General features: G+C 67.0%; 19 protein-coding genes. 13 read left to right on the top strand and 6 right to left on the bottom strand.

Annotation, left to right across the window (positions count from 1 at the left end):
• Nucleotides 1–42: 42 nt before the first annotated feature.
• Genes H7692_RS11310 through H7692_RS11300 form a run of 3 tightly spaced genes read left to right on the top strand, consistent with a single transcriptional unit; the run spans nt 43 to nt 3,060 of the window.
• On the top strand, nt 43–681 hold the full coding sequence (locus H7692_RS11310; RefSeq protein ID WP_222136923.1) for a GbsR/MarR family transcriptional regulator: 639 nt from the start codon (nt 43–45) through the stop codon (nt 679–681).
• The gene (locus tag H7692_RS11305; RefSeq protein WP_222136922.1) at nt 668–2,056 is read left to right on the top strand and encodes a cytochrome ubiquinol oxidase subunit I; all 1,389 of its coding nucleotides are present in this window, start codon (nt 668–670) and stop codon (nt 2,054–2,056) included. The genes H7692_RS11310 and H7692_RS11305 overlap by 14 nt, the downstream gene beginning before the upstream one ends.
• Nucleotides 2,053–3,060: a cytochrome d ubiquinol oxidase subunit II gene (locus H7692_RS11300; RefSeq protein WP_201928191.1), complete on the top strand. Its 1,008-nt coding sequence runs from the start codon at nt 2,053–2,055 to the stop codon at nt 3,058–3,060. The genes H7692_RS11305 and H7692_RS11300 overlap by 4 nt, the downstream gene beginning before the upstream one ends.
• Nucleotides 3,061–3,249: 189 nt before the next feature.
• On the opposite strand, the gene H7692_RS11295 is transcribed toward H7692_RS11300, so the two are convergent.
• Nucleotides 3,250–3,900: a 5'-methylthioadenosine/S-adenosylhomocysteine nucleosidase gene (locus H7692_RS11295; RefSeq protein ID WP_227340197.1), complete on the bottom strand. Its 651-nt coding sequence runs from the start codon at nt 3,898–3,900 to the stop codon at nt 3,250–3,252.
• A 176-nt stretch (nt 3,901–4,076) separates the two neighbouring features.
• On the opposite strand from H7692_RS11295, the gene H7692_RS11290 reads away from it, so the two are divergent.
• From H7692_RS11290 to H7692_RS11280, 3 genes are all read left to right on the top strand, one after another.
• On the top strand, nt 4,077–5,036 hold the full coding sequence (locus tag H7692_RS11290) for a bile acid:sodium symporter (RefSeq protein WP_227340196.1): 960 nt from the start codon (nt 4,077–4,079) through the stop codon (nt 5,034–5,036).
• A 62-nt stretch (nt 5,037–5,098) separates the two neighbouring features.
• On the top strand, nt 5,099–6,310 hold the full coding sequence (locus tag H7692_RS11285) for a toxic anion resistance protein (protein WP_227340195.1): 1,212 nt from the start codon (nt 5,099–5,101) through the stop codon (nt 6,308–6,310).
• Nucleotides 6,311–6,312: 2 nt separating this feature from the next.
• Nucleotides 6,313–7,041, top strand: a complete 729-nt coding sequence (locus H7692_RS11280) for a hypothetical protein (RefSeq protein ID WP_227340194.1) — start codon at nt 6,313–6,315, stop codon at nt 7,039–7,041.
• Here the strand turns inward: H7692_RS11280 and hutC are convergent.
• On the bottom strand, nt 7,038–7,745 hold the full coding sequence (hutC, locus tag H7692_RS11275) for a histidine utilization repressor (RefSeq protein ID WP_201928197.1): 708 nt from the start codon (nt 7,743–7,745) through the stop codon (nt 7,038–7,040). The genes H7692_RS11280 and hutC overlap by 4 nt on opposite strands.
• Nucleotides 7,742–9,118 carry a formimidoylglutamate deiminase gene (locus H7692_RS11270; RefSeq protein WP_413541445.1) on the bottom strand — a complete coding sequence of 459 codons (1,377 nt, stop codon included), beginning with the start codon at nt 9,116–9,118 and terminating at the stop codon, nt 7,742–7,744. Before H7692_RS11270 ends, hutC begins: the two co-directional genes overlap by 4 nt.
• Nucleotides 9,119–9,204: 86 nt before the next feature.
• Here H7692_RS11270 and hutI point away from each other — a divergent pair, with 86 nt between their 5' ends.
• Genes hutI through hutU form a run of 4 tightly spaced genes read left to right on the top strand, consistent with a single transcriptional unit; the run spans nt 9,205 to nt 14,421 of the window.
• A complete protein-coding gene (gene hutI, locus H7692_RS11265) occupies nt 9,205–10,404 on the top strand; it encodes an imidazolonepropionase (RefSeq protein ID WP_227340193.1) in 1,200 nt (399 codons plus the stop codon).
• On the top strand, nt 10,401–11,927 hold the full coding sequence (gene hutH, locus H7692_RS11260) for a histidine ammonia-lyase (protein ID WP_227340192.1): 1,527 nt from the start codon (nt 10,401–10,403) through the stop codon (nt 11,925–11,927). Before hutI ends, hutH begins: the two co-directional genes overlap by 4 nt.
• Nucleotides 11,924–12,724, top strand: a complete 801-nt coding sequence (gene hutG / locus H7692_RS11255; RefSeq protein WP_227340191.1) for an N-formylglutamate deformylase — start codon at nt 11,924–11,926, stop codon at nt 12,722–12,724. The genes hutH and hutG overlap by 4 nt, the downstream gene beginning before the upstream one ends.
• A 2-nt stretch (nt 12,725–12,726) precedes the next feature.
• On the top strand, nt 12,727–14,421 hold the full coding sequence (gene hutU, locus H7692_RS11250) for a urocanate hydratase (protein ID WP_227340190.1): 1,695 nt from the start codon (nt 12,727–12,729) through the stop codon (nt 14,419–14,421).
• 179 nt (nt 14,422–14,600) lie between these two features.
• Here the strand turns inward: hutU and H7692_RS11245 are convergent, their stop codons facing one another.
• A complete protein-coding gene (locus tag H7692_RS11245; RefSeq protein ID WP_201928202.1) occupies nt 14,601–14,933 on the bottom strand; it encodes a hypothetical protein in 333 nt (110 codons plus the stop codon).
• An 83-nt stretch (nt 14,934–15,016) separates the two neighbouring features.
• Between H7692_RS11245 and H7692_RS11240 the strand changes: the two genes are divergently transcribed.
• A complete protein-coding gene (locus H7692_RS11240) occupies nt 15,017–15,943 on the top strand; it encodes a LysR family transcriptional regulator (protein ID WP_227340189.1) in 927 nt (308 codons plus the stop codon).
• 109 nt (nt 15,944–16,052) lie between these two features.
• Nucleotides 16,053–16,823 (top strand): sulfite exporter TauE/SafE family protein, encoded by a 771-nt coding sequence (locus H7692_RS11235; protein WP_227340188.1) that lies wholly within the window; start codon nt 16,053–16,055, stop codon nt 16,821–16,823.
• Between the two features lie 27 nt (nt 16,824–16,850).
• Here the strand turns inward: H7692_RS11235 and H7692_RS11230 are convergent, their stop codons facing one another.
• Entirely contained in the window at nt 16,851–17,402 is a 552-nt protein-coding gene (locus H7692_RS11230; RefSeq protein WP_201928205.1) for a hypothetical protein, read from the bottom strand.
• A 190-nt stretch (nt 17,403–17,592) separates the two neighbouring features.
• On the opposite strand from H7692_RS11230, the gene H7692_RS11225 reads away from it, so the two are divergent.
• Nucleotides 17,593–18,729: a beta-ketoacyl-ACP synthase III gene (locus H7692_RS11225; protein ID WP_227340187.1), complete on the top strand. Its 1,137-nt coding sequence runs from the start codon at nt 17,593–17,595 to the stop codon at nt 18,727–18,729.
• Here H7692_RS11225 and hisF read toward each other — a convergent pair.
• A complete protein-coding gene (gene hisF / locus H7692_RS11220) occupies nt 18,716–19,480 on the bottom strand; it encodes an imidazole glycerol phosphate synthase subunit HisF (protein ID WP_222136914.1) in 765 nt (254 codons plus the stop codon). The two genes, H7692_RS11225 and hisF, sit on opposite strands and share 14 nt — an antisense overlap.

The following is a 19,480-nucleotide window of genomic DNA, read 5'->3' as shown; positions in this document are numbered from 1 at the left end:
AAATTTATTGAAACATACGAAATTTGTGATTAGGGGTGCGTCATGGACCTGTCCCCCGCCCCCGACTCCCCGTCATCGCCGTGCCGGCTCTCCCCGCTCGCGCAGGCCTTCGTCCTGCATTTCGGCGAGATGGGGAGTCGCTGGGGGATCAACCGCACCGTCGGCCAGATCTATGCGATGCTCTTTCTCGCCGACGCGCCGCGCAATGCCGAGGAGATCAGCGAGGCGCTGTCGCTGTCGCGCGGCAGCGTGTCGATGGGGCTCAAGGAGCTTGCGAGCTGGAACCTCGTCCAGTTGCGCCACCTGCCCGGCGACCGGCGCGATTATTACGAGACCCCGCGCGACGTCTGGGCGATCTTCCGCACGCTGGTCGAAGAGCGCAAGAAGCGCGAGGTCGACCCGACGCTGACGACGCTGCGATCGCTGATGATGGAACGCGCGACCGATCCTGCCGACCGTTTCGCGCAAGCGCGCATGGCCGACATGCACGAACAGATCGAGCTGCTCACCGACTGGTATGCCGACATGCAGCGGCTCGAGACCGAGCGCCTGCTCCAGCTGCTCAGATTGGGCTCGCGCGTGGTAAAAGCCCTCGAGTTCAAGGACCGGATGCTCGGGCGCGGGACCGCGCCAACGCCGGAGGCGCGCGATGCCAAGGAGGCTGACGATGGACGGACTTGACCCGCTGACCCTCGCGCGCATCCAATTTGCCGCGAACATCAGCTTCCATATTCTTTTTCCGACAATCACCATCGCGCTCGGCTGGGCGCTGCTCGGTTTCAAGCTCGCCTACAACCGCACGCGCGATAGCGCCTGGATGGATGCCTATCGCCTGTGGGTGAAGGTGTTTGCGCTGAGCTTCGCGATGGGGGTCGTGTCGGGCATCACTATGAGCTTTCAGTTCGGCACCAATTGGCCGGGCTATATGGAAAAGGTCGGCAATGTCGCCGGGCCACTGCTCGCCTATGAGGTGCTCACCGCCTTTTTCCTCGAGGCGGTGTTCCTCGGCATCATGCTCTTCGGATTCAGCCGCGTCCCCGGCTGGCTCCACACGCTTGCGACCTTTCTCGTCGCCGCGGGAACAACGCTGTCGGCCTTCTGGATCATCGCGCTCAACAGCTGGATGCAGACGCCCGTGGGTTTTGAGATCCGCGACGGCGTCGTCCATGCGACCGATTGGTGGGCGATCGTCTTCAATCCCTCGATGCCCTATCGCCTCGCGCACATGCTGATCGCCTCGGCGCTGACCGTCGCCTTCCTCATCGCGGGGATGAGCGCCTGGCGCTGGCTGAAGGACGGCGGCGGCGAGGGCGTGCGGCGGTCGCTGAAGGCCGCCGTCTATGCCGCCGCACTGCTGATCCCGGTGCAGATATTCATCGGCGACCAGCACGGCCTCAACACGCTCGAGCATCAACCGCAAAAGGTCGCGGCGATGGAGGCGAATTGGGAAACCGCGGCCAATGTCCCGCTCATCCTGTTCGCCATCCCCGACGGCGAAGCGCGCACCAACCATCTGGAGGTCGCCATCCCATCGGGCGCCAGCCTGATCCTGACGCACCATGCCGGCGGCGTGGTGCCGGGCCTCAACGATTATCGGGGCAATCACCCGCCGGTCGGGCCGGTCTTCTGGGGTTTCCGTATCATGGTCGGGATCGGCGTGCTGATGCTCGCGACCTCGTGGCTTGCCGCCTGGACGATCCGGCGGCGCGGGGTCGAGGCGATGCCGCGCTGGCTCGCGCACGCGCTCGTCGCGATGACATTCTCCGGCTGGGTCGCGACGCTCGCGGGCTGGTATGTGACCGAAATCGGCCGCCAGCCGTGGCTCGTCACCGGCGTATTGCGCACGTCCGAAGCCGTCGGACCCGTGGGAAGCGCGATGGTCGCAAGCTCGCTGACCCTCTATCTCGCGGTCTATGCGGTGCTGCTCGCTGCCTATGTTTTCGTGCTCTACCGGCTTGCAAGGCTCGGCAGCGCCGCGCCGCAGGGCAAGCCGATGTTCCCGATCCCCCGCGCCGCCGAAGGCCCCGCCGCGCACCAATCGGAGGCGACATCATGACCCCCTTTTTCGATGCCTGGTGGCTTCCGGTCATTTTCGCGGGGCTGATGGGCCTGTCGATCCTGCTCTATGTCATCCTCGACGGCTACGACCTGGGGGTCGGCATGCTCACGCGGCTCGAAAAGGGCGAGGCGCGCGACCTGATGGTCGCCTCGATCGGGCCGTTCTGGGATGCCAATGAGACGTGGCTCGTACTCGGGATCGGCCTGCTTCTGGTTGCCTTTCCCGTCGCGCACGGGCTCATCCTGACGCAGCTTTACCTGCCCGTCGCGCTGATGCTCGTCGCGCTGATCCTGCGCGGCGTATCGTTCGAATTTCGCGCCAAGGCGGCGCCCGAGCACAAGCAGCGCTGGGACGACGCCTTTTTCGTCGGCTCGCTCGTCACCGCGCTGTGCCAGGGATATATGCTCGGCGCCTATGTGCTGGGATTCGACCAGAGCCTTGCCGCGGTGCTGTTCTGCCTGCTCGCCGCGCTCGGACTTGTCGCCGGCTATCTCTTCGTCGGCGCGTGCTGGCTGATCTACAAGGTCGAGGGCGAATTGCAGAAGCGCGCGGTCCGCTGGGCCGAAGTCACGCTGTGGCTGACCGCGCTCGCAATGGCGATCATTTCCATCGCGACCCCGCTCCTGTCGACACGCATCTTCGACCGCTGGTTCCGCCTGCCCGAGATCATCGCGCTGCTGCCGATCCCGATTGCCGCCGCGACCTTGTTCATCGGGCTCGCGATCTTCCTGCGGCGGCCGCTGCGCGCGAACGACGAGCTGTCATGGGTGCCGCTCGCGACCGCGGGCGTCCTCTTCGCGCTGGGTTTCGTGGGCATCGCCTACAGCTTCTATCCCTATCTGATCGCCGACCGGCTCGACATCTGGCAGGCGGCGGCGAGCCCCGAATCGCTGACGATCATCCTGATCGGCGCGCTGTTCGTGCTGCCCGTCATCCTCGGCTACTCCTTCCTCGCGCACTGGATCTTCCGCGGCAAGGCGACGCACCTCAGCTACGATTGAGCGGGGTCGGTTGGGGGAGCGCGAACAAAGTATCCGTTTCTTGGCGCAGGGAATCGCCATTGCTTGACCGTCAGCCCGGCGAAGGCCGGGATCCCACCGTCCCAGCCTGACGCACCGGCGAGATCCCGGCCTTCGCCGGGATGACGATTGGATATGAATCTGCAACCTGTCGCTAGCTGACGGGCCTTCTCACAGCATCGCCACCAGCCGCTCGACCTCCAACCCCGCCACCCGCGCCGCGCGGATCAGGTTTGCCTGGAAATCGCCGCCGCTGTCGCCGTTCGCCTCGTCGGTGACTGCCTTGATTGCCGCCCACGGCTTGCCGAGCCGCGCGGCCGCCTGCGCAACCGCGCCCACCTCCATATCGACCAGCGTCGCGCCGAGCGTGGCGAGGTCCGCCGCGGCGTCTGGGCAGGCGACGAAGCTGTCACCGCTCGCGATGCGGGCGTGCGGCAGGCCAAGGCCGGGGTCCGCCATCGCGGCGAAATGCGCCTCGCCCGCCTCGCCCATCGGCCAGTCGCCCGCGCGGTAGCGGCAGAACAGGCCGGGATGCGTCGCGCCATAATCATGCTGCAGCGCCTCGGCGATCCAATAAGCGCCCGGCGCCGCGCCGAGCGACCCGCAGGTCCCGCTCATCAACAACAGGTCGGCATCGGCGCCAAATACCCCGGCGGCCAGCGCCGCATTGACCTTGCCGAGCCCGCAGGTCACGATGACGAGATCGTGGCCGTAGGCAGCCAAGTGGCGGGCGCGGAACGGCCCCTCTTCGTATTCGCCTGCCCCCAAGAACATCGCATCGGCTTCTTCGGGGAGTGCGGCAAGGATGAGAATCGCGGTCATGGCTTCTGTCTAATCCCCTGGCCGTTTGTGTCGAGCGAAGTCGAGACGCGTTGGTGCGACGCCAGGCGTCCCTCGACGTCGCTCGGGACGAACGGGAATGAAAATCCTCCCCACGCGAAGTGATGGGGGGATCTGATTGGCTTGCCAACGGCGCGCCACGCCGCCATCGCTTCCCCATGCTCGCGCGCATCTTTCCCGACCGCTTCGTTCCTGTCCTGCTCGCGACCACATTGTTTGCAAGCCTGCTCCCCGTTCATGGCGCCGCCGTGCCAATCGCACAGGCGCTATCGACGGCGGCTATCGTGCTGCTCTTCTTCCTCAACGGGGTTCGCCTCCCCCGCGACGAGGTGTTGCACGGCGTGCGCAACTGGAAGCTGCAGGGCGCGGCCTTTGCCTATTGTTTCGGCGCGATGGCGCTACTCGGGCTTGGCGCGCAGGCTGCGCTCGCGGCGCTGCTCCCGGCGATCCTCGCGCTCGGCTTTCTCTTCCTCGGCATCCTGCCCTCGACCGTCCAGTCGGCAACGGCGGCGAGCAGCATGGCGGGCGGCAATGTCGCCGCAAGCGTCGTCGCGGCGGCGCTGCTCAACCTGTCAGGCGTCGTCGTCGCACCGCTTCTGTTCGCCGCATTGGCGGGGAGCGCGGGTGCGATCAGCGGCGCGGCGGCGCTGCGTATCGTCGCCATCCTCCTGCTGCCCTTTTTCGCAGGGCAGGTCGCACAGCGCTGGCTGCGCCCCTGGGTGCTCGCGCATCGCGGGCTCGCAACGTTGATGGACCGCAGCGCCATCGCGATCGCCGTCTACGTCGCCTTTTCGGCGGCGGTCGTCGGCGGCATCTGGGACCTGCTCGACATACGCGAGATCGCGATCGTCGGCGCCGCGGTCGCCGCGCTCCTTGCGTTGTCGTTCGGCGGCGCATGGCTGCTTGGCGGCGTGCTGCGGCTCGCGCGCGCCGACCGCATCACCCTGCTCTTTTCGGGCGCGCAGAAAAGCATCGCGGTCGGCGCCCCGCTCGCCGCGACGCTATTTCCCGCCGCGACGGCCGGCATGGTGCTGGTCCCGATCCTCGTCTATCATATGGCGCAGCTGATCCTGTCGGCATGGCTCGCGCCCCTCCTGGTGCGGCGGGCAGGGGTGTGATGCTTGAATAACACAGTGCCGCGTGCCATATAGGGGGCGGCATCGGGGTGGAAGGAACAGGAATGAGCGAACAGACTGCAACTGCGACCGCAACCGACGAGCTGAAGCTGACGCCGCCCGATCCCGTGCCCGCCGTCGCGCCCGAAAAGGCCGCCGGGCTTGTTGCGCTGTCGAGCGAGCAGAAATCGAAGCTCGAGGAGCGCGTCGACGGGTTTATCGAGGACCTTGTCGCGCAGGATGAAAACTCGCCCGAATTCGGCAAGCGGATCGACCAGATCACCAATATGGGTCGCAAGGAAATGCTGGAGGCGGCGAACCAGTCGAACCGCTTCCTCGACCGCCCGATCAAGGCGATGGATCGCGACACCGACATCGGGATGAACCTGATCGAGCTGCGCAACACCGTCGAGCGCCTCGACCCCTCGGCGAACGGCAAATTGCTGTCGAAGCGCGGCTTTCTCGATAAGATTTTCGGCAGTCGGATCACCAACTATTTCGCGCAGTATCGCAGCGCCCAGACGCATATCGGCGGCATTTTGACCGCGCTCGCCAATGGCAAGGACGAGCTGTTGATGGACAATGCCGCGATCGACGTCGAACGGCGCAAACTGTGGGAGGCGATGGGCAAGCTCGAGCAGATGATCCACATCGCCAACACGCTCGACCAGCGGCTCGAGGCGAAGGCCGGCGAACTGGACAGCAGCGATCCCGCCAAGGCGAAGGTGATCCGCGAAAATGCGCTTTTCTACGCGCGCCAGCGGACGCAGGACCTGCTCACGCAAATGGCCGTAACGGTGCAGGGCTATCTCGCGCTCGACCTCGTCAAAAAGAATAATGTCGAGCTGGTGAAGGGCGTCGACCGCGCCTCGACGACGACCGTCGGCGCGCTGAAGACCGCGATCACCGTCGCGCAGGCGATGACCAACCAGAAGCTGGTGCTCGAACAGATTACCGCGCTCAACACGACCACTGCCGGTATCATCGACGGCACATCGAAGATGCTGAAGGAGAATACCGCGCGCATCCACGAACAGGCGGCGTCGAGCACGATCCCGATGGAAACGCTGCAGCGCGCCTTCCAGAATATCTACGACACGATGGACGCGATCGACACGTTCAAGCTGAAGGCGCTCGATTCGATGAAGACGACGGTCACGGCGCTGGAGGGCGAAGTCCAGAAGTCCAAAGGCTATATCGCGCGCGCCGAGGGCGCTGCCCAGGCACAGGCGAGCGTCGGCGGCGCCGACAGCCCGCTCGCGGCGATCGAGGGATAATCATGACGATGAGCGAGGTCGACAAGATCCGCGTATCGGCAGAGGCGGCGATCGAACGCTCGCAGGAGCGCCGCCGCCCCATCGGCACCAAAAGCGTGGCGCTGCGCCGCCAGCATCTGTTCAGGAAGCTCGGCCGTATCCTGATCGCGGGCGGAGTGGTGCTGCTCGGCGCGGCGCTGTTCGGTGCGCTGGTCCAGCCGCTCGGCTTTACCGGGCTGCTCGCGCTGTTCGTGCTACTCGTCGGGGTCGCGGTGCTGTTCGGGCGTTCGCCCTTTCCCGAGCCACGGCAGGCCGACCTGCCGAAGACCGATCTCAAACAGCTCGCGGGACGCACCGAAATCTGGCTCGAAGCGCAACGTCCCGCGCTGCCCGCACCCGCCAAGACGCTTGTCGACGGCATCGGCGTCCAGCTCGATTTGCTCGCGCCGCAGCTCCAAACGCTCGACGCGTCGAGCCCCGCCGCGGCCAACATCCGCAAGCTCGTCGGAGAGGACCTGCCCGAACTCGTCGCGGGCTACCAGCGCATCCCGGCTGGGCTCCGCAAGGAAGCGCATGCCGGGCGTACCCCCGACGACACGCTCGTCGGCGGATTGAGGATGCTCGAGCGCGAGATTGGCGAGGCTGCGCGCAGCCTTGCGGCGGGCGATCTGGACAAGCTCGCAACGCGCGAACGCTATCTCCAGCTCAAATATCAGGGGCTCGAGGGCGAGGAAACGCCCGGCGCCGCCTAACGCGCCGCGCCGAAGCGCGCGACAAGGTCATAGGCCGCGCCGACGAAATGCTGGCGCACCAGCGTGATGCCCTCGTCACCGCGCCACGTCCGGCGCTCGACGAACAGGCACGCCGTGCCGTCGGCAACCCCAAGATGCCCCGCGACCAGGCGGTCAGCGCCGACCGCGGCGATGCGCGTTTCGGCCTCGGTCCAGGGGACATGCTTGAGCAGCCACGCCCCCGGCGACACGCGGCCGAAATCCTGTGCGGCAAGCTCGGGAACCGCGGCGAGGCTGACGAGCCGCTGCTCCGACGCCAGCGGCACCCCGTCGGCGAAATGCACCCCCTCGATCGCGAGCAGGTCCCCGCGGCCCGCAAGCGCCACTTCGTCGGCGCGCGCGGGGTCGGGCGCGCGGACGATGCGGCGCGCGAGCTCGAAACGATACACCTGACCGCGTCCCGTCACCTCCTGCTCAAGGTCGGGGATGTCGAGCACCATCGAATGCACGCGCGGACGCGCGACGAACGAGCCCGCACGCTTGCGCCGCTCGACCAGTCCCGCAGCGGCGAGCGATTGCAGCGCCTTGCTCACCGTCATCCGCGCGCAGCCATAACGCTCCATCAGCTCATGCTCGACGGGCAGCCGCGCGCCCGGCTGGAGTTCGCCCGACAGGATCGCCGCCTCGATCTCGCGGCGGATACGCTCGTGGAGCGGCGCGCTCATCGGTCGAATCCCGCAATTGCGCGGCGATAGCGCTCGGCCACCGCGTCGCGCGCGCGGTGGCGCCCGCCGCGCACGACGCATTCGCCGCGCCGCCACACGCAGTCGATCGCGGCGCGGCCGCTCGCGAACAGAAAGGCGTCGAGGATCTGCTCGGCAGGCTTGCCGGCGAGCGAGGGGTGGTGCGCGTCGAGGCTGACGACGTCGGCGGAGCTTCCGAGCGCGATCCCGCCGACGACCCCAAGCGCCTGCGCGCCGCCCGCAAGCGCGCCGTCGAACAACGCCTGCCCGCTCGACATCCCCGGCGCGCGCGCGACGCGGTTGCGGCCCTTCGCGGCGAGCCGCTGGCCATATTCGAGCCAGCGCAATTCCTCGCTCATGTCGATCAGCACGTTGGAATCGGAGCCGACGCCAAAGCGTCCCCCCGCGGCAAGAAAGGGCACGGCGTCGAAAATCCCGTCGCCCAGATTGGCCTCGGTGACGGGGCACAGCCCAGCCACAGCACCGCTTTCAGCAAGGCGCCGCGCTTCGTCATTTGTCATGTGCGTCGCGTGCACCGCGCACCAGCGCGCGTCGACATCGGCATGACCGAGCAGCCATTCGACCGGCTGCTGCCCGCTCCACGCGACGCAATCCTCGACCTCCTTCACCTGCTCGGCGATGTGGATGTGGATCGGCGCGTCGCCGGCAAGCTCCGCGAGCGCCGCCAGTTCGCCCTGCGTCACCGCGCGCAGGCTGTGCGGCGCGACGCCGACGATGGCGTCGGGCAGGTCGCATGTCGCTGCCGCGCGCAGCGTGTCGAGCAGCCGCGCATAACCGTCGAAGTCGTGAATGAAGCGCCGCTGCCCCTCGTTCGGCGCGGCACCCCCGAACCCCGCATGGGCATAGAAGACGGGCAGGTGCGTCAGGCCGATGCCGCTTTCGGCAGCCGCAGCAAATATAGCGCGCGACATTTGCGCGGGGTCGGCGAAGGCGCGCCCGTCGCGGTCGTGGTGGAGATAGTGGAATTCGCCGACGCGCGTGAACCCGCTTTCGAGCATTTCGACATAGGCGAGCGCAGCGATGGCGGCGAGCATCTCGGGGTCGAGCCGATCGACGAAGCGGTACATCACCTCGCGCCACGTCCAGAAACTGTCGTCGCCCGCGCCGCGAATCTCGGCGAGCCCGGCCATTCCGCGCTGGAAGGCATGGCTGTGCAGGTTCGGCATGCCGGGAAGCGCGATCGCATGGCGTTCGTCGCCCCTCTCGGGCGCAACCCCCGGCTCGACGGTGGCGATCCGGCCGTCGGCGACGGCAATGCGGACATTCGCGGCCCAAGAGCCGTCGATCAGCGCCTGTCCGAAATGCAGCCGTTGCGGCATCTTGCCTTCGCCCATTGAGCGGCCCTTCCCGATTGCCTGCAATTATGTCTATACATTAATGGCAATCACTGCAATAGTTTGGTCCCGAAGGAGAGTCGGCAATGCGCTGCGATACAATGTGGCACGACGCACGCATGGCGACGATGGCGGGCGACGGGCTCGGCGTCGTCGAGGATGCGCTGATCGCTTCCGACCAGGGCGTCATCCTCTATGCCGGGCCGCGCGCCGACGCGCCTACGTTCGAGCCGGACGAGCGTGTCGCGTGCGGCGGCCGCTGGATCACCCCCGGCCTGATCGACTGCCACACGCACCTCGTCCACGGCGGCAACCGCGCGAACGAATGGGCGATGCGGCTCGCGGGCGCGAGTTACGAAGAGATTGCGCGAGCGGGCGGCGGCATCGTCTCGACGATGAAGGCGACGCGCGCGGCAAGCGAGGACGCGCTTGTCGCTGCGGCGCTTCCCCGCCTCGACGCGCTGATCGCCGAAGGCGTCACCACGGTCGAAATAAAGTCGGGCTACGGCCTCGATACTGAGAGCGAGGCACGGATGCTCCGTGCCGCGCGGCGGCTCGAAAGCGAGCGGGCGGTCGCGGTGACGACGACCTTCCTCGGCGCGCACGCGCTGCCGCCGGAATTTGCGGGCGATGCCGACGGTTATGTCGCGATGGTCGCCGACGAGATGCTCCCGGCGATCGCGCGCGAAGGGCTCGCCGATGCGGTCGACGCCTTTTGCGAAGGCATCGGCTTCACCCCCGCGCAGACCGGGCGTATCTTCGCGGCGGCGGCGCGCGCCGGCCTCCCCGTCAAGCTCCACGCCGAGCAGCTCTCCAACCAGCAGGGCGCCGCGCTCGCTGCGCGCCACGATGCGCTGTCGGCCGATCATCTCGAACATCTCGACGGCGAGGGCATCGCCGCAATGGCGAAGGCGGGGACGGTCGCGACCTTGTTGCCCGGCGCCTATTATTTCATGCGCGAGACGAAGCTGCCGCCGGTGGATGCCCTGCGCGCGGCAGGCGTGCCGATCGCGCTCGCGACCGACTGCAACCCCGGCACCTCGCCGCTGACCTCGATCCTGCTCGTCATGAACATGGGCGCGACGCTGTTCGGGTTGACCGTCGAGGAATGCCTGACCGGCGTGACGCGCAACGCCGCGCGGGCACTGGGGCAGGCTGGGGTCATCGGAACGATTGAGGCGGGGAAGCGCTGCGACCTCGCGATCTGGAACGTCGAGGAGCCCGCCGAACTCGTCTATCGCATGGGGCTGAACCCGCTCCATGCACGCATCTGGAGTGGTCGATGAACGAGGTTATCCTGTCGCCCGGCGCGGTCGCGCTCGACGAATGGCGCGCCATCTATCGCGGCGCGTCGGCGCGGCTTGCGTCCGAATGCGGCGCGGCGATCGCCGGGGGCGCTGCGTCGATCGCGCGCATCCTCGCCAAAGGCGCGCCCGTCTATGGCATCAACACCGGCTTCGGAAAGCTCGCGAGCGTGCGCATCGACGACGCCGACCTCGCGGCGCTTCAGCGCAACATCGTGCTCAGCCATGCGGCGGGCACCGGCGCGCCCTCGCCGGTTCCGATCGTCCGGCTGATGATGGCGCTCAAGCTCGCGAGCTTCGGCATCGGCGCGTCGGGGGTGCAGCCCGCGACCGTCGCGCTGATCGAGGCGATGCTCGCCAAGGGGCTGACCCCGGTGGTGCCGTCGCAGGGGTCGGTCGGCGCGAGCGGCGATCTCGCCCCGCTCAGCCATATGGCGGCGGCAATGATCGGCGTCGGAGCGATCATGGTCGACGGGCGTGCGATGCCCGCCGCCGATGCGCTCGCAAGCGCCGGGCTTTCGCCGCTCGAACTCGGCCCGAAGGAAGGGCTCGCGCTCCTCAACGGCACGCAATTTTCGACCGCCAATGCGCTTGCGGGGCTGTTCGAGGTCGACCTTGTCTTCCGCTCGGCGCTTGTCACCGGCGCCTTGTCGACAGAGGCCGCCAAGGGCTCCGACGCGCCTTTCGATCCGCGCATCCACGCGCTGCGCCGCCATGCCGGGCAGATCGCGGTCGGCGCTGCGCTGCGCGGGCTGATGGATAGATCGGCGATCCGCGCGTCGCACCGCGATGACGATCCGCGCGTGCAGGACCCCTATTGCCTGCGCTGCCAGCCGCAGGTGATGGGCGCCGCGCTCGACCTGCTGCGGCAGGCAGCTACGACGCTCGAGACCGAGGCGAATGGTGTGTCCGACAACCCCCTTGTCTTCCCCGATGCCGACGAGGCGCTGTCGGGGGGAAATTTCCACGCCGAGCCGGTCGCCTTCGCCGCCGACATGATCGCGATGGCGATCTGCGAGATCGGATCGATCGCCGAGCGGCGCATCGCGATGCTCGTCGACCCCGCGCTGTCGGGGCTTCCCGCCTTCCTGACGCCGCGGCCGGGGCTCAATTCGGGCTTCATGATCCCGCAGGTCACCGCCGCCGCGCTCGTCAGCGAAAACAAGCAGCGTGCCTATCCCGCGAGCGTCGATTCGATCCCCACCTCGGCCAATCAGGAGGATCATGTGTCGATGGCGGCGCATGGCGCGCGGCGGTTGCTCGACATGGCGGCGAACGCACGCGCGGTGATCGGCATCGAATGGCTCGCCGCAGCGCAGGGCTGTGACTTCCACGCGCCGCTCACCTCGTCGGCGCGGCTCGAGGCGGCGCGCACCGTGTTGCGCGGCACCGTGCCGACGCTCACCGACGACCGGCACTTCCACCCCGACATCGAAGCGGCGGCCGCGATGGTCGCGAGCGGCGCACTCGCGGCAGTCGCCGACGATCTGCCGGGGGTGCTGTGACCGACTGGCTCCAAATCCATCGCGGCGACGCGCCGCTGATCGTCGCCTTTCCGCATACGGGGAGCGACCTTGCCGATGTCGAGGCGGCGTTCGTCTCGCCCTGGCTTGCGCGGCGCGACGCCGACTGGTGGGTCGACCGCCTCTATGGTTTTGCGCGCGAGCTCGGCGCGACGACGGTGCGCACCACGATTTCGCGCAGCGTCATCGACGTGAACCGCAACCCGAGCGGCGCTTCGCTCTATCCGGGGCAGGCGACGACCGAATTGTGCCCGACGACGACCTTCGACGGCGACCCCCTCTATCCGGGCGCGGGACCCGACGCCGACGAGATCGCGCGCCGCCGGATGCGCTGGTTCGACCCCTATCACGCCGCGCTGGAAGACGAGATCGAGCGACTCGGCGCGCGCTATCCGCGCATCGTCCTCTACGATGCCCATTCGATCCGCAGCCATGTGCCGCGCCTTTTCGAGGGCGAGCTGCCGCTGTTCAACATTGGCACCAACGGAGGCGCAACCTGTGACCCGGCGCTGACCCATGCAGTCGCTTCGATTTGCGCCGCGAGCGGTGCGCCGATGGTCGTCGACGGACGCTTTCGCGGCGGCTGGACGACGCGCCACTACGGACGGCCCGCAAACGGCGTCCATGCGATCCAGATGGAACTCGCGATGCGCGGCTATCTGACCGAACCTGCGACACCCGATGAGGGCAACTGGCCCGCGCCGATCGATGCCGACCCGGCCGCCGCGCCGGTGCTGCGGCGCGTCCTCGCCGCCTGCCTCGACTTTGCGAAAGGATGACAATGACCCGCCCCGACGAACCGCGCCCGGCCAATCCGCGTCTCGATAACAGCCGCATCGTCAAGGCGCCGACCGGCCCCGGACTCAACGCAAAAAGCTGGCTCACCGAAGCGCCGCTGCGGATGCTGATGAACAACCTCCACCCCGACGTCGCCGAGCGACCCGAGGAACTGGTCGTTTACGGCGGCATCGGCCGCGCCGCGCGCGACTGGCAAAGCTATGACCGTATCGTCGAAACGCTGAAGCGGCTCGAGGACGACGAAACTTTGCTCGTCCAGTCGGGCAAGCCCGTCGGCGTGTTCCGGACGCACGCCGACGCCCCGCGCGTGCTCATCGCGAACAGCAACCTCGTCCCGCATTGGGCGACTTGGGACCATTTCAACGAGCTCGATAAGCGCGGGCTCGCGATGTACGGACAGATGACCGCGGGGTCGTGGATCTACATCGGCACGCAGGGCATCGTTCAGGGCACCTATGAGACGTTCGTCGAGATGGGCCGCCAGCATTATGGCGGCGACCTCGCGGGCAAATGGCTGCTCACCGCAGGGCTTGGCGGCATGGGCGGCGCGCAGCCGCTCGCGGCGGTGATGGCGGGCGCATCCTGCCTCGCGATCGAATGCCAGCCGAGCCGCATCGAAATGCGGCTGCGCACCGGCTATCTCGACAAGGCAGCGCAGTCGCTCGACGAAGCGCTGGCGATCATCGAACAGAGCTGTGCGGAGAAAAAGCCCGTGTCGGTCGGCCTCCTCGGCAATGCCGCCGAAATCCTGCCGCAGCTTTACGCGCGCGGCGTCCGGCCCGACCTCCTCACCGACCAGACGAGCGCGCACGATCCGGTGAACGGCTATCTCCCGATCGGCTGGAGCGTCGCCGAATGGACCGAGAAGCGCGAAAGCGACCCGCAGGCGGTGACAAAGGCCGCGAAGGCATCGATGGCGGTGCATGTCCGCGCGATGCTTGACTTTCAGGCCGCCGGCGTGCCGACGGTCGATTATGGCAATAATATCCGCCAGGTCGCAAAGGACGAAGGCGTCGAAAATGCCTTCGATTTCCCCGGCTTCGTTCCCGCCTATATCCGCCCGCTTTTCTGCCGCGGCATCGGTCCCTTCCGCTGGGCGGCGCTGTCGGGCGATCCCGAAGACATCCATCGCACCGACGCCAAGGTGAAGGAGCTGCTCCCCGACGACGCACACCTCCACCGCTGGCTCGACATGGCGCGCGAGAAGATCCAGTTCCAGGGCCTGCCCGCGCGCATCTGCTGGGTCGGTCTCGGCGACCGCCACCGGCTCGGCCTCGCCTTCAACGCGATGGTGGCGAGCGGCGAACTCAAGGCGCCGGTCGTCATCGGCCGCGATCATCTCGATTCAGGCTCGGTCGCCTCGCCCAACCGCGAGACCGAAGCGATGCGCGACGGCAGCGACGCCGTTTCCGACTGGCCGCTCCTCAACGCCCTCCTCAACACCGCGAGCGGCGCGACCTGGGTCTCGCTCCACCACGGCGGCGGCGTCGGCATGGGCTTTTCGCAGCATGCGGGCATGGTGATCGTCGCCGACGGCACCGACGCAGCGGCGAAACGGCTCGAGCGCGTGCTGTGGAACGACCCCGCCAGCGGCGTGATGCGTCACGCCGACGCGGGCTATGACATCGCGATCGAATGCGCCCGCGACAAGGGGCTCGACCTGCCGGGGATCGTTTGACCGTCGCCCGATTCCGTTGCCAAAATCGGCCTGCGGCCTCGTGACGGCCGGACAGGTTCCGATGCCGCTTCGCACGCAAAATAAAAGGGCGGCCCCTTTATGGGTGCCGCCCCGAGTGGATGTCCGTCCGGAGAGGGGGAGAGGACGGACCGGAGATCAGTCTTGCGATGGCGGTGCGATCAACGCGCCGCCATCTGGCTGTCGCCCTTGGCTTCGTCGACGCCGGCGATCTTGAGCGCGGCGCGGAACTGCTTGGCAGCGGCGCGTTCGTTGCCCGCTTCGCACAGCTTCTTGCCGGTCGAAACGAAGCGCTTGGCGCTCGAACGCTGGCCTGCACTCGCCGTTTCGGCGGCCGATGCGGCCTGCTCGGCAAGGCCCGCGCAGCGATAGTCGCCGCTCTGCGCATAGGCCGGAGTCGTCGAAGCGATCAGGCCGGTGAAAGCGAGAGCCGATGCCGCGACGATGGCAAAGGCGGAGGGGAATCGTTGGAAAGAGGAGAGCTGATTGGTCATGGGAGAGGTTCCTTTCGTTTTTATGTGCAACCTTTTTAGGCGCGCTTGCGCACATAGATAATCCACTATAATCTGCAAGTGCCTTGAAGCAGGATTTAACAATCCCCCATGGGGTGCTCGACGGGATCGAAGCTTTCCTGCGCGTCGCGGAGCGGCGGAGCTTTTCCGCCGCCGCCGCCGATCTGGGGGTGTCGCCTTCCGCCATCAGCCAGACGATTAAGGGACTGGAGGCACGCGTCGGCTCGCCCCTGTTCACGCGCACGACGCGCAGCGTCGGGCTGACGCAGGCCGGCGAGATGTTCCTCGAACGCGCCGCGCCGGCCTATGGCGGCCTCGCCGACGCTTATGAGGCGGCCCGCAACCTCGGCAACCGGCCGGCGGGACGGTTGCGCATCAACCTGATGCGCGGCGCAATCCAGCCGATGTTCGAACCGATCCTGGCGGGCTTCTGCGAGGCCTATCCCGAAATCGAGCTCGAAATATTCGGCGACGACGGCTTTTCGGACCTGTCGAAGGGCGGCTTCGATGCCGGGGTGCGAATGGGCGAATCGCTCGACGCCGACATGATTGCGATCCGGCTGACCGGACCTTTCCGTTTCGTCGCCTTCGGGGCACCCGCCTATTTTGATCGTTTCGGCCGTCCCGAGAATCCCGCCGATCTTCGCAATCATCGCTGCGTCCGGCTGCGCATGTCGAGCGGCGGGTTGATGCCCTGGACCTTTATCGACGGCAATCGCGAGATCGAAATCGGGGTAACGGGACCGGTAATCGTCAACGACCAGGCGTCGATCATCATGGCCGTACGCAGCGGCATCGCGATCGGGATGGCCGCCGAACCGGTGCTAAAAGAACATGTCGAGCGCGGCGACGTCGAGGTCGTGCTGGCCGACCGCGCGTCCTCGACCGCGGGACTCTTCCTCTATTATCCAAATCGCAAACAGGTCATGCCCAAGCTGCGCGCATTCATCGATTATGCGCGCGACCATATCCCCGAAAATATCGTGGTCTGACGCCGGTCGGCGCAGAAACAAATCCCTTCGACCCACGCAGAAAAATTGCTCTGGCGCCGCGCAACGAAAAGCGGCAGCTGGTTCTCAACCAAAATAGTTGGATTGAACCATGCCAGAGCTCGCGACCTTCGATATTGCGGCGATCCTCCCGTTCGTTCTGATCGGCTTTGCGGCGCAGCTCGTCGACGGCGCGCTCGGCATGGCATTCGGGGTCATCTGCAACACGTTGCTCGTCGCCGTGCTCGGCGTGCCACCCGCCACCGCCTCGGCACGCATCCACATCGTCGAGATTTTCACGACCGGCGCATCGGGGCTGAGCCATTTGTTCCACCGCAACATCGACTGGCCGCTGTTCCTGCGCCTGCTCGTCCCCGGCGTGATCGGCGGGGTACTCGGCGCCTACCTGCTCACGTCGCTGGACGCCGACATCGTGAAACCCTTTGTGCTCGGCTACCTCGTCCTGATCGGCGTCTGGCTGCTCGTCCGCGGTATCCTCTACCCCCCTAAATTCAAGCGCCCGACGGTGATCGCGCCGCTCGGACTCGTCGGCGGCTTTCTCGACGCGGCGGGCGGCGGCGGCTGGGGACCGATCGTGACGTCCAATTTGCTCGTCCAGGGCGGCGAGCCGCGCAAGGTGGTGGGCACCGTCAACAGCGTCGAATTTTTCCTCGCGCTGTCGGTGTCGGCCGCCTTCATCTGGCATCTGGGGTTCGAAGATATCGTAGGCCCGACGCTTGGCCTGATCATCGGCGGCGTCATCGCGGCTCCCGCCGGCGCGATGATGGCCAAGCGCTTTTCGCCCAAGCTGATGCTGGTGGTGGTCGGCGTCGTCCTGATCGCGACGAGCGCGTTCGGATTGTACCGGGCGCTGTTCGCCTGACCCTTTCGTCCGCGCAGCGGTGCCGAGTCAGTTCGCCGGCTTGGTCTCGTCGATCTTGTCGACCCACTCGGGATAAAAGGTCGGCTCGCGCGCCGACCAGCCGGGCGCCGTCGCCGCGGCCTCGCTGATCGACTGGAGCAACACCCGGCGCTTGTCGGGGTGCAGATGCGGCAGCGATGCGGCGGCGCAGAAGGCACCGGGCAGCCATGGCCGCGCATGCGCGCCGAGCAGCCGCTCGTACAGGAAGCGATAGGGGGCAAAGCCCGGCAAGCGATCCTGCCCGAGGTCGAACGCCGACACCGCGACGAGCGGCGCCATGAACCCTTCGAGCGCATCGAGGCCGCTGTCGTCGGGGATATGCGCGCGGATTTCGCCGATGCGCTGATAGACTTTGGCCTGGACGCGGATCGCCGTCTCTTCGACCATATCGCGCGACCAGCGCCGGATCGCGTCCTCGCGCTCGAGCCCGATATCGAGCGAGCGCCGTATGTAACGCTGGGTTGCCGCCGGGAATCCGGCAAATTCCTTGATCTCTGCAATCGACAGGTCGCCGGCAGCCGGTCCTGAACGCGTAGCCATTGGTCTGCTCCCGCTCGGCGCCCGGGGAGCCATCCCCCCGGAGGCCTGCATTCAACAGTGTGCCACCAAATAGGTTAGCAGCAAGTTAACCATGACGTCGCTCGGCGTTCAGCAAAGGGAAGGAGCGTTGCGCCGCGCCGCGGCCGGGCCTAGGCTCGCTGTCCACGATAAAGCAGATCGCAGGCCCATCATGTCGCACGCACCGCAGCCGGTTATCTCGTCAACCGGCCTGTTCACCCCCGCCGAAGCCATCTCCAACGAAGAACTTGTCGCCAGTTTTAACAAGTATGCTGCACTGCACAACAGCAAAAATGCGGGCGCGATTGCGGCAGGCGAAGTCGCCGAACTGACCGAGTCGAGCGTTGAATTCATCGAGAAGGCAAGCGGCATCGGCTCGCGCTTCGTCGTCGACAAGGCAGGCATCCTCGACCCCGAACATATGGCGCCGCGGCTGCCCGAACGATCGAACGACGAAATCTCGATCCTTGCAGAAATCGGCGTCGCCGCGGCGCAGGATGCGCTGGCGCGCGCAGGGCGCGACGCGTCCGAGGTCGATGCGGTGCTGTGCGCGGCATCGAACATGCAGCGCGCCTATCCGGCAATGGCGGTCGAAATCCAGGATGCGCTCGGCATCGACGGGTTCGGCTTCGACATGAACGTCGCCTGCTCGTCGGCGACCTTCGGCATCCAGACCGCCGCCGACTATATCCGCGCGGGCCATGCGAAAAGCGTGCTCGTCGTGAACCCCGAGATCTGCTCGGGGCATCTGAACTGGCGCGACCGCGACAGCCATTTCATCTTTGGCGACGTCGCGACCGCGATCCTCGTCGAGGACAAGGCCATCGCGCCCGCGGGCCATTGGGACATTCTCGGCACCAGGCTCAAGACCGTCTTCTCGAACAATATCCGAAACAATTTCGGCTTCCTCAACCGCACCCACGGCGGCATCGACCAGGACGGGCCCAAGACCGACAAGCTGTTCGTCCAGGAAGGCCGCAAGGTCTTCAAGGAAGTCGTGCCCATGGTCGCGAACATGATCGTCGGCGAAATGAAAAAGCTGGGACTCGAGGGCAGCGACATGCGCCGGCTCTGGCTCCATCAAGCCAATACCAACATGAACCGGCTGATCGCGCACAAGGTGCTGGGGCACGAGGCGAGCGAGGACGAAAGCCCGACGGTGCTCGACACCTATGGCAATACGTCGAGCGCGGGATCGATCATCGCCTTTCACCTCCACCACGAGGATATGCAGGCGGGCGACACCGGCCTCATCTGCTCGTTCGGCGCAGGGTATAGCGCAGGGACGGTGTTCGTCAGGAAGACCTGACCGGAAGCCCCGCCGCCGCGAGCCGCGCGTGCGCCTCCGATATCGTCGCTTCGCCGAAGTGAAAGATGCTCGCGGCGAGCACCGCGCTCGCGCCGCCTTCGAGCACGCCCGCGACCAGATGGTCGAGGGTGCCGACGCCGCCCGACGCGATCACCGGCACCGTCACCGCATCCGCAATCGCGCGCGTGAGCGCGAGGTCATAGCCGTCCCTGGTGCCGTCGCGGTCCATGCTCGTGACCAGCAGTTCGCCCGCGCCAAGGTCGGCAAGCCGCACGGCGTGCTCGAGCGCGTCGATCCCGGTCGGCTTGCGCCCGCCGTGGGTGAAAATCTCCCAGCGCCCGTCTGCGACCCGCCGCGCGTCAATACTCCCGACCGCGCACTGGCTGCCGAAACGGTCCGCGATGTCGGCGACGAGTTCGGGCCGCGCGACCGCCGCGCTGTTCACCGCAACCTTGTCGGCGCCCGCGAGCAGCAGCGCGCGCGCATCCTCGGCGCTCCGCACCCCGCCACCGACGGTGAGCGGCATGAAACAGGCCTCGGCGGTCCGCGCAACCATGTCGAGCAAGGTGCCGCGCCCCTGGTGGCTCGCGCTGATGTCGAGGAAACAGAGCTCGTCGGCCCCCGCCGCATCATAGGCGCGTGCCGCCTCGACCGGATCGCCGGCATCGCGCAGGTCGACGAAATTGACGCCTTTCACGACGCGGCCGTCGGCGACGTCGAGGCAGGGAATCACGCGAACGCGGACGGTCAT

Origin of the sequence: Sphingopyxis sp. P8 (assembly GCF_020622175.1) — a bacterium.
Classification (GTDB): Bacteria; Pseudomonadota; Alphaproteobacteria; order Sphingomonadales; family Sphingomonadaceae; genus Sphingopyxis; species Sphingopyxis jiangsuensis.
This window is presented reverse-complemented; position numbering and strand designations above follow the sequence as displayed.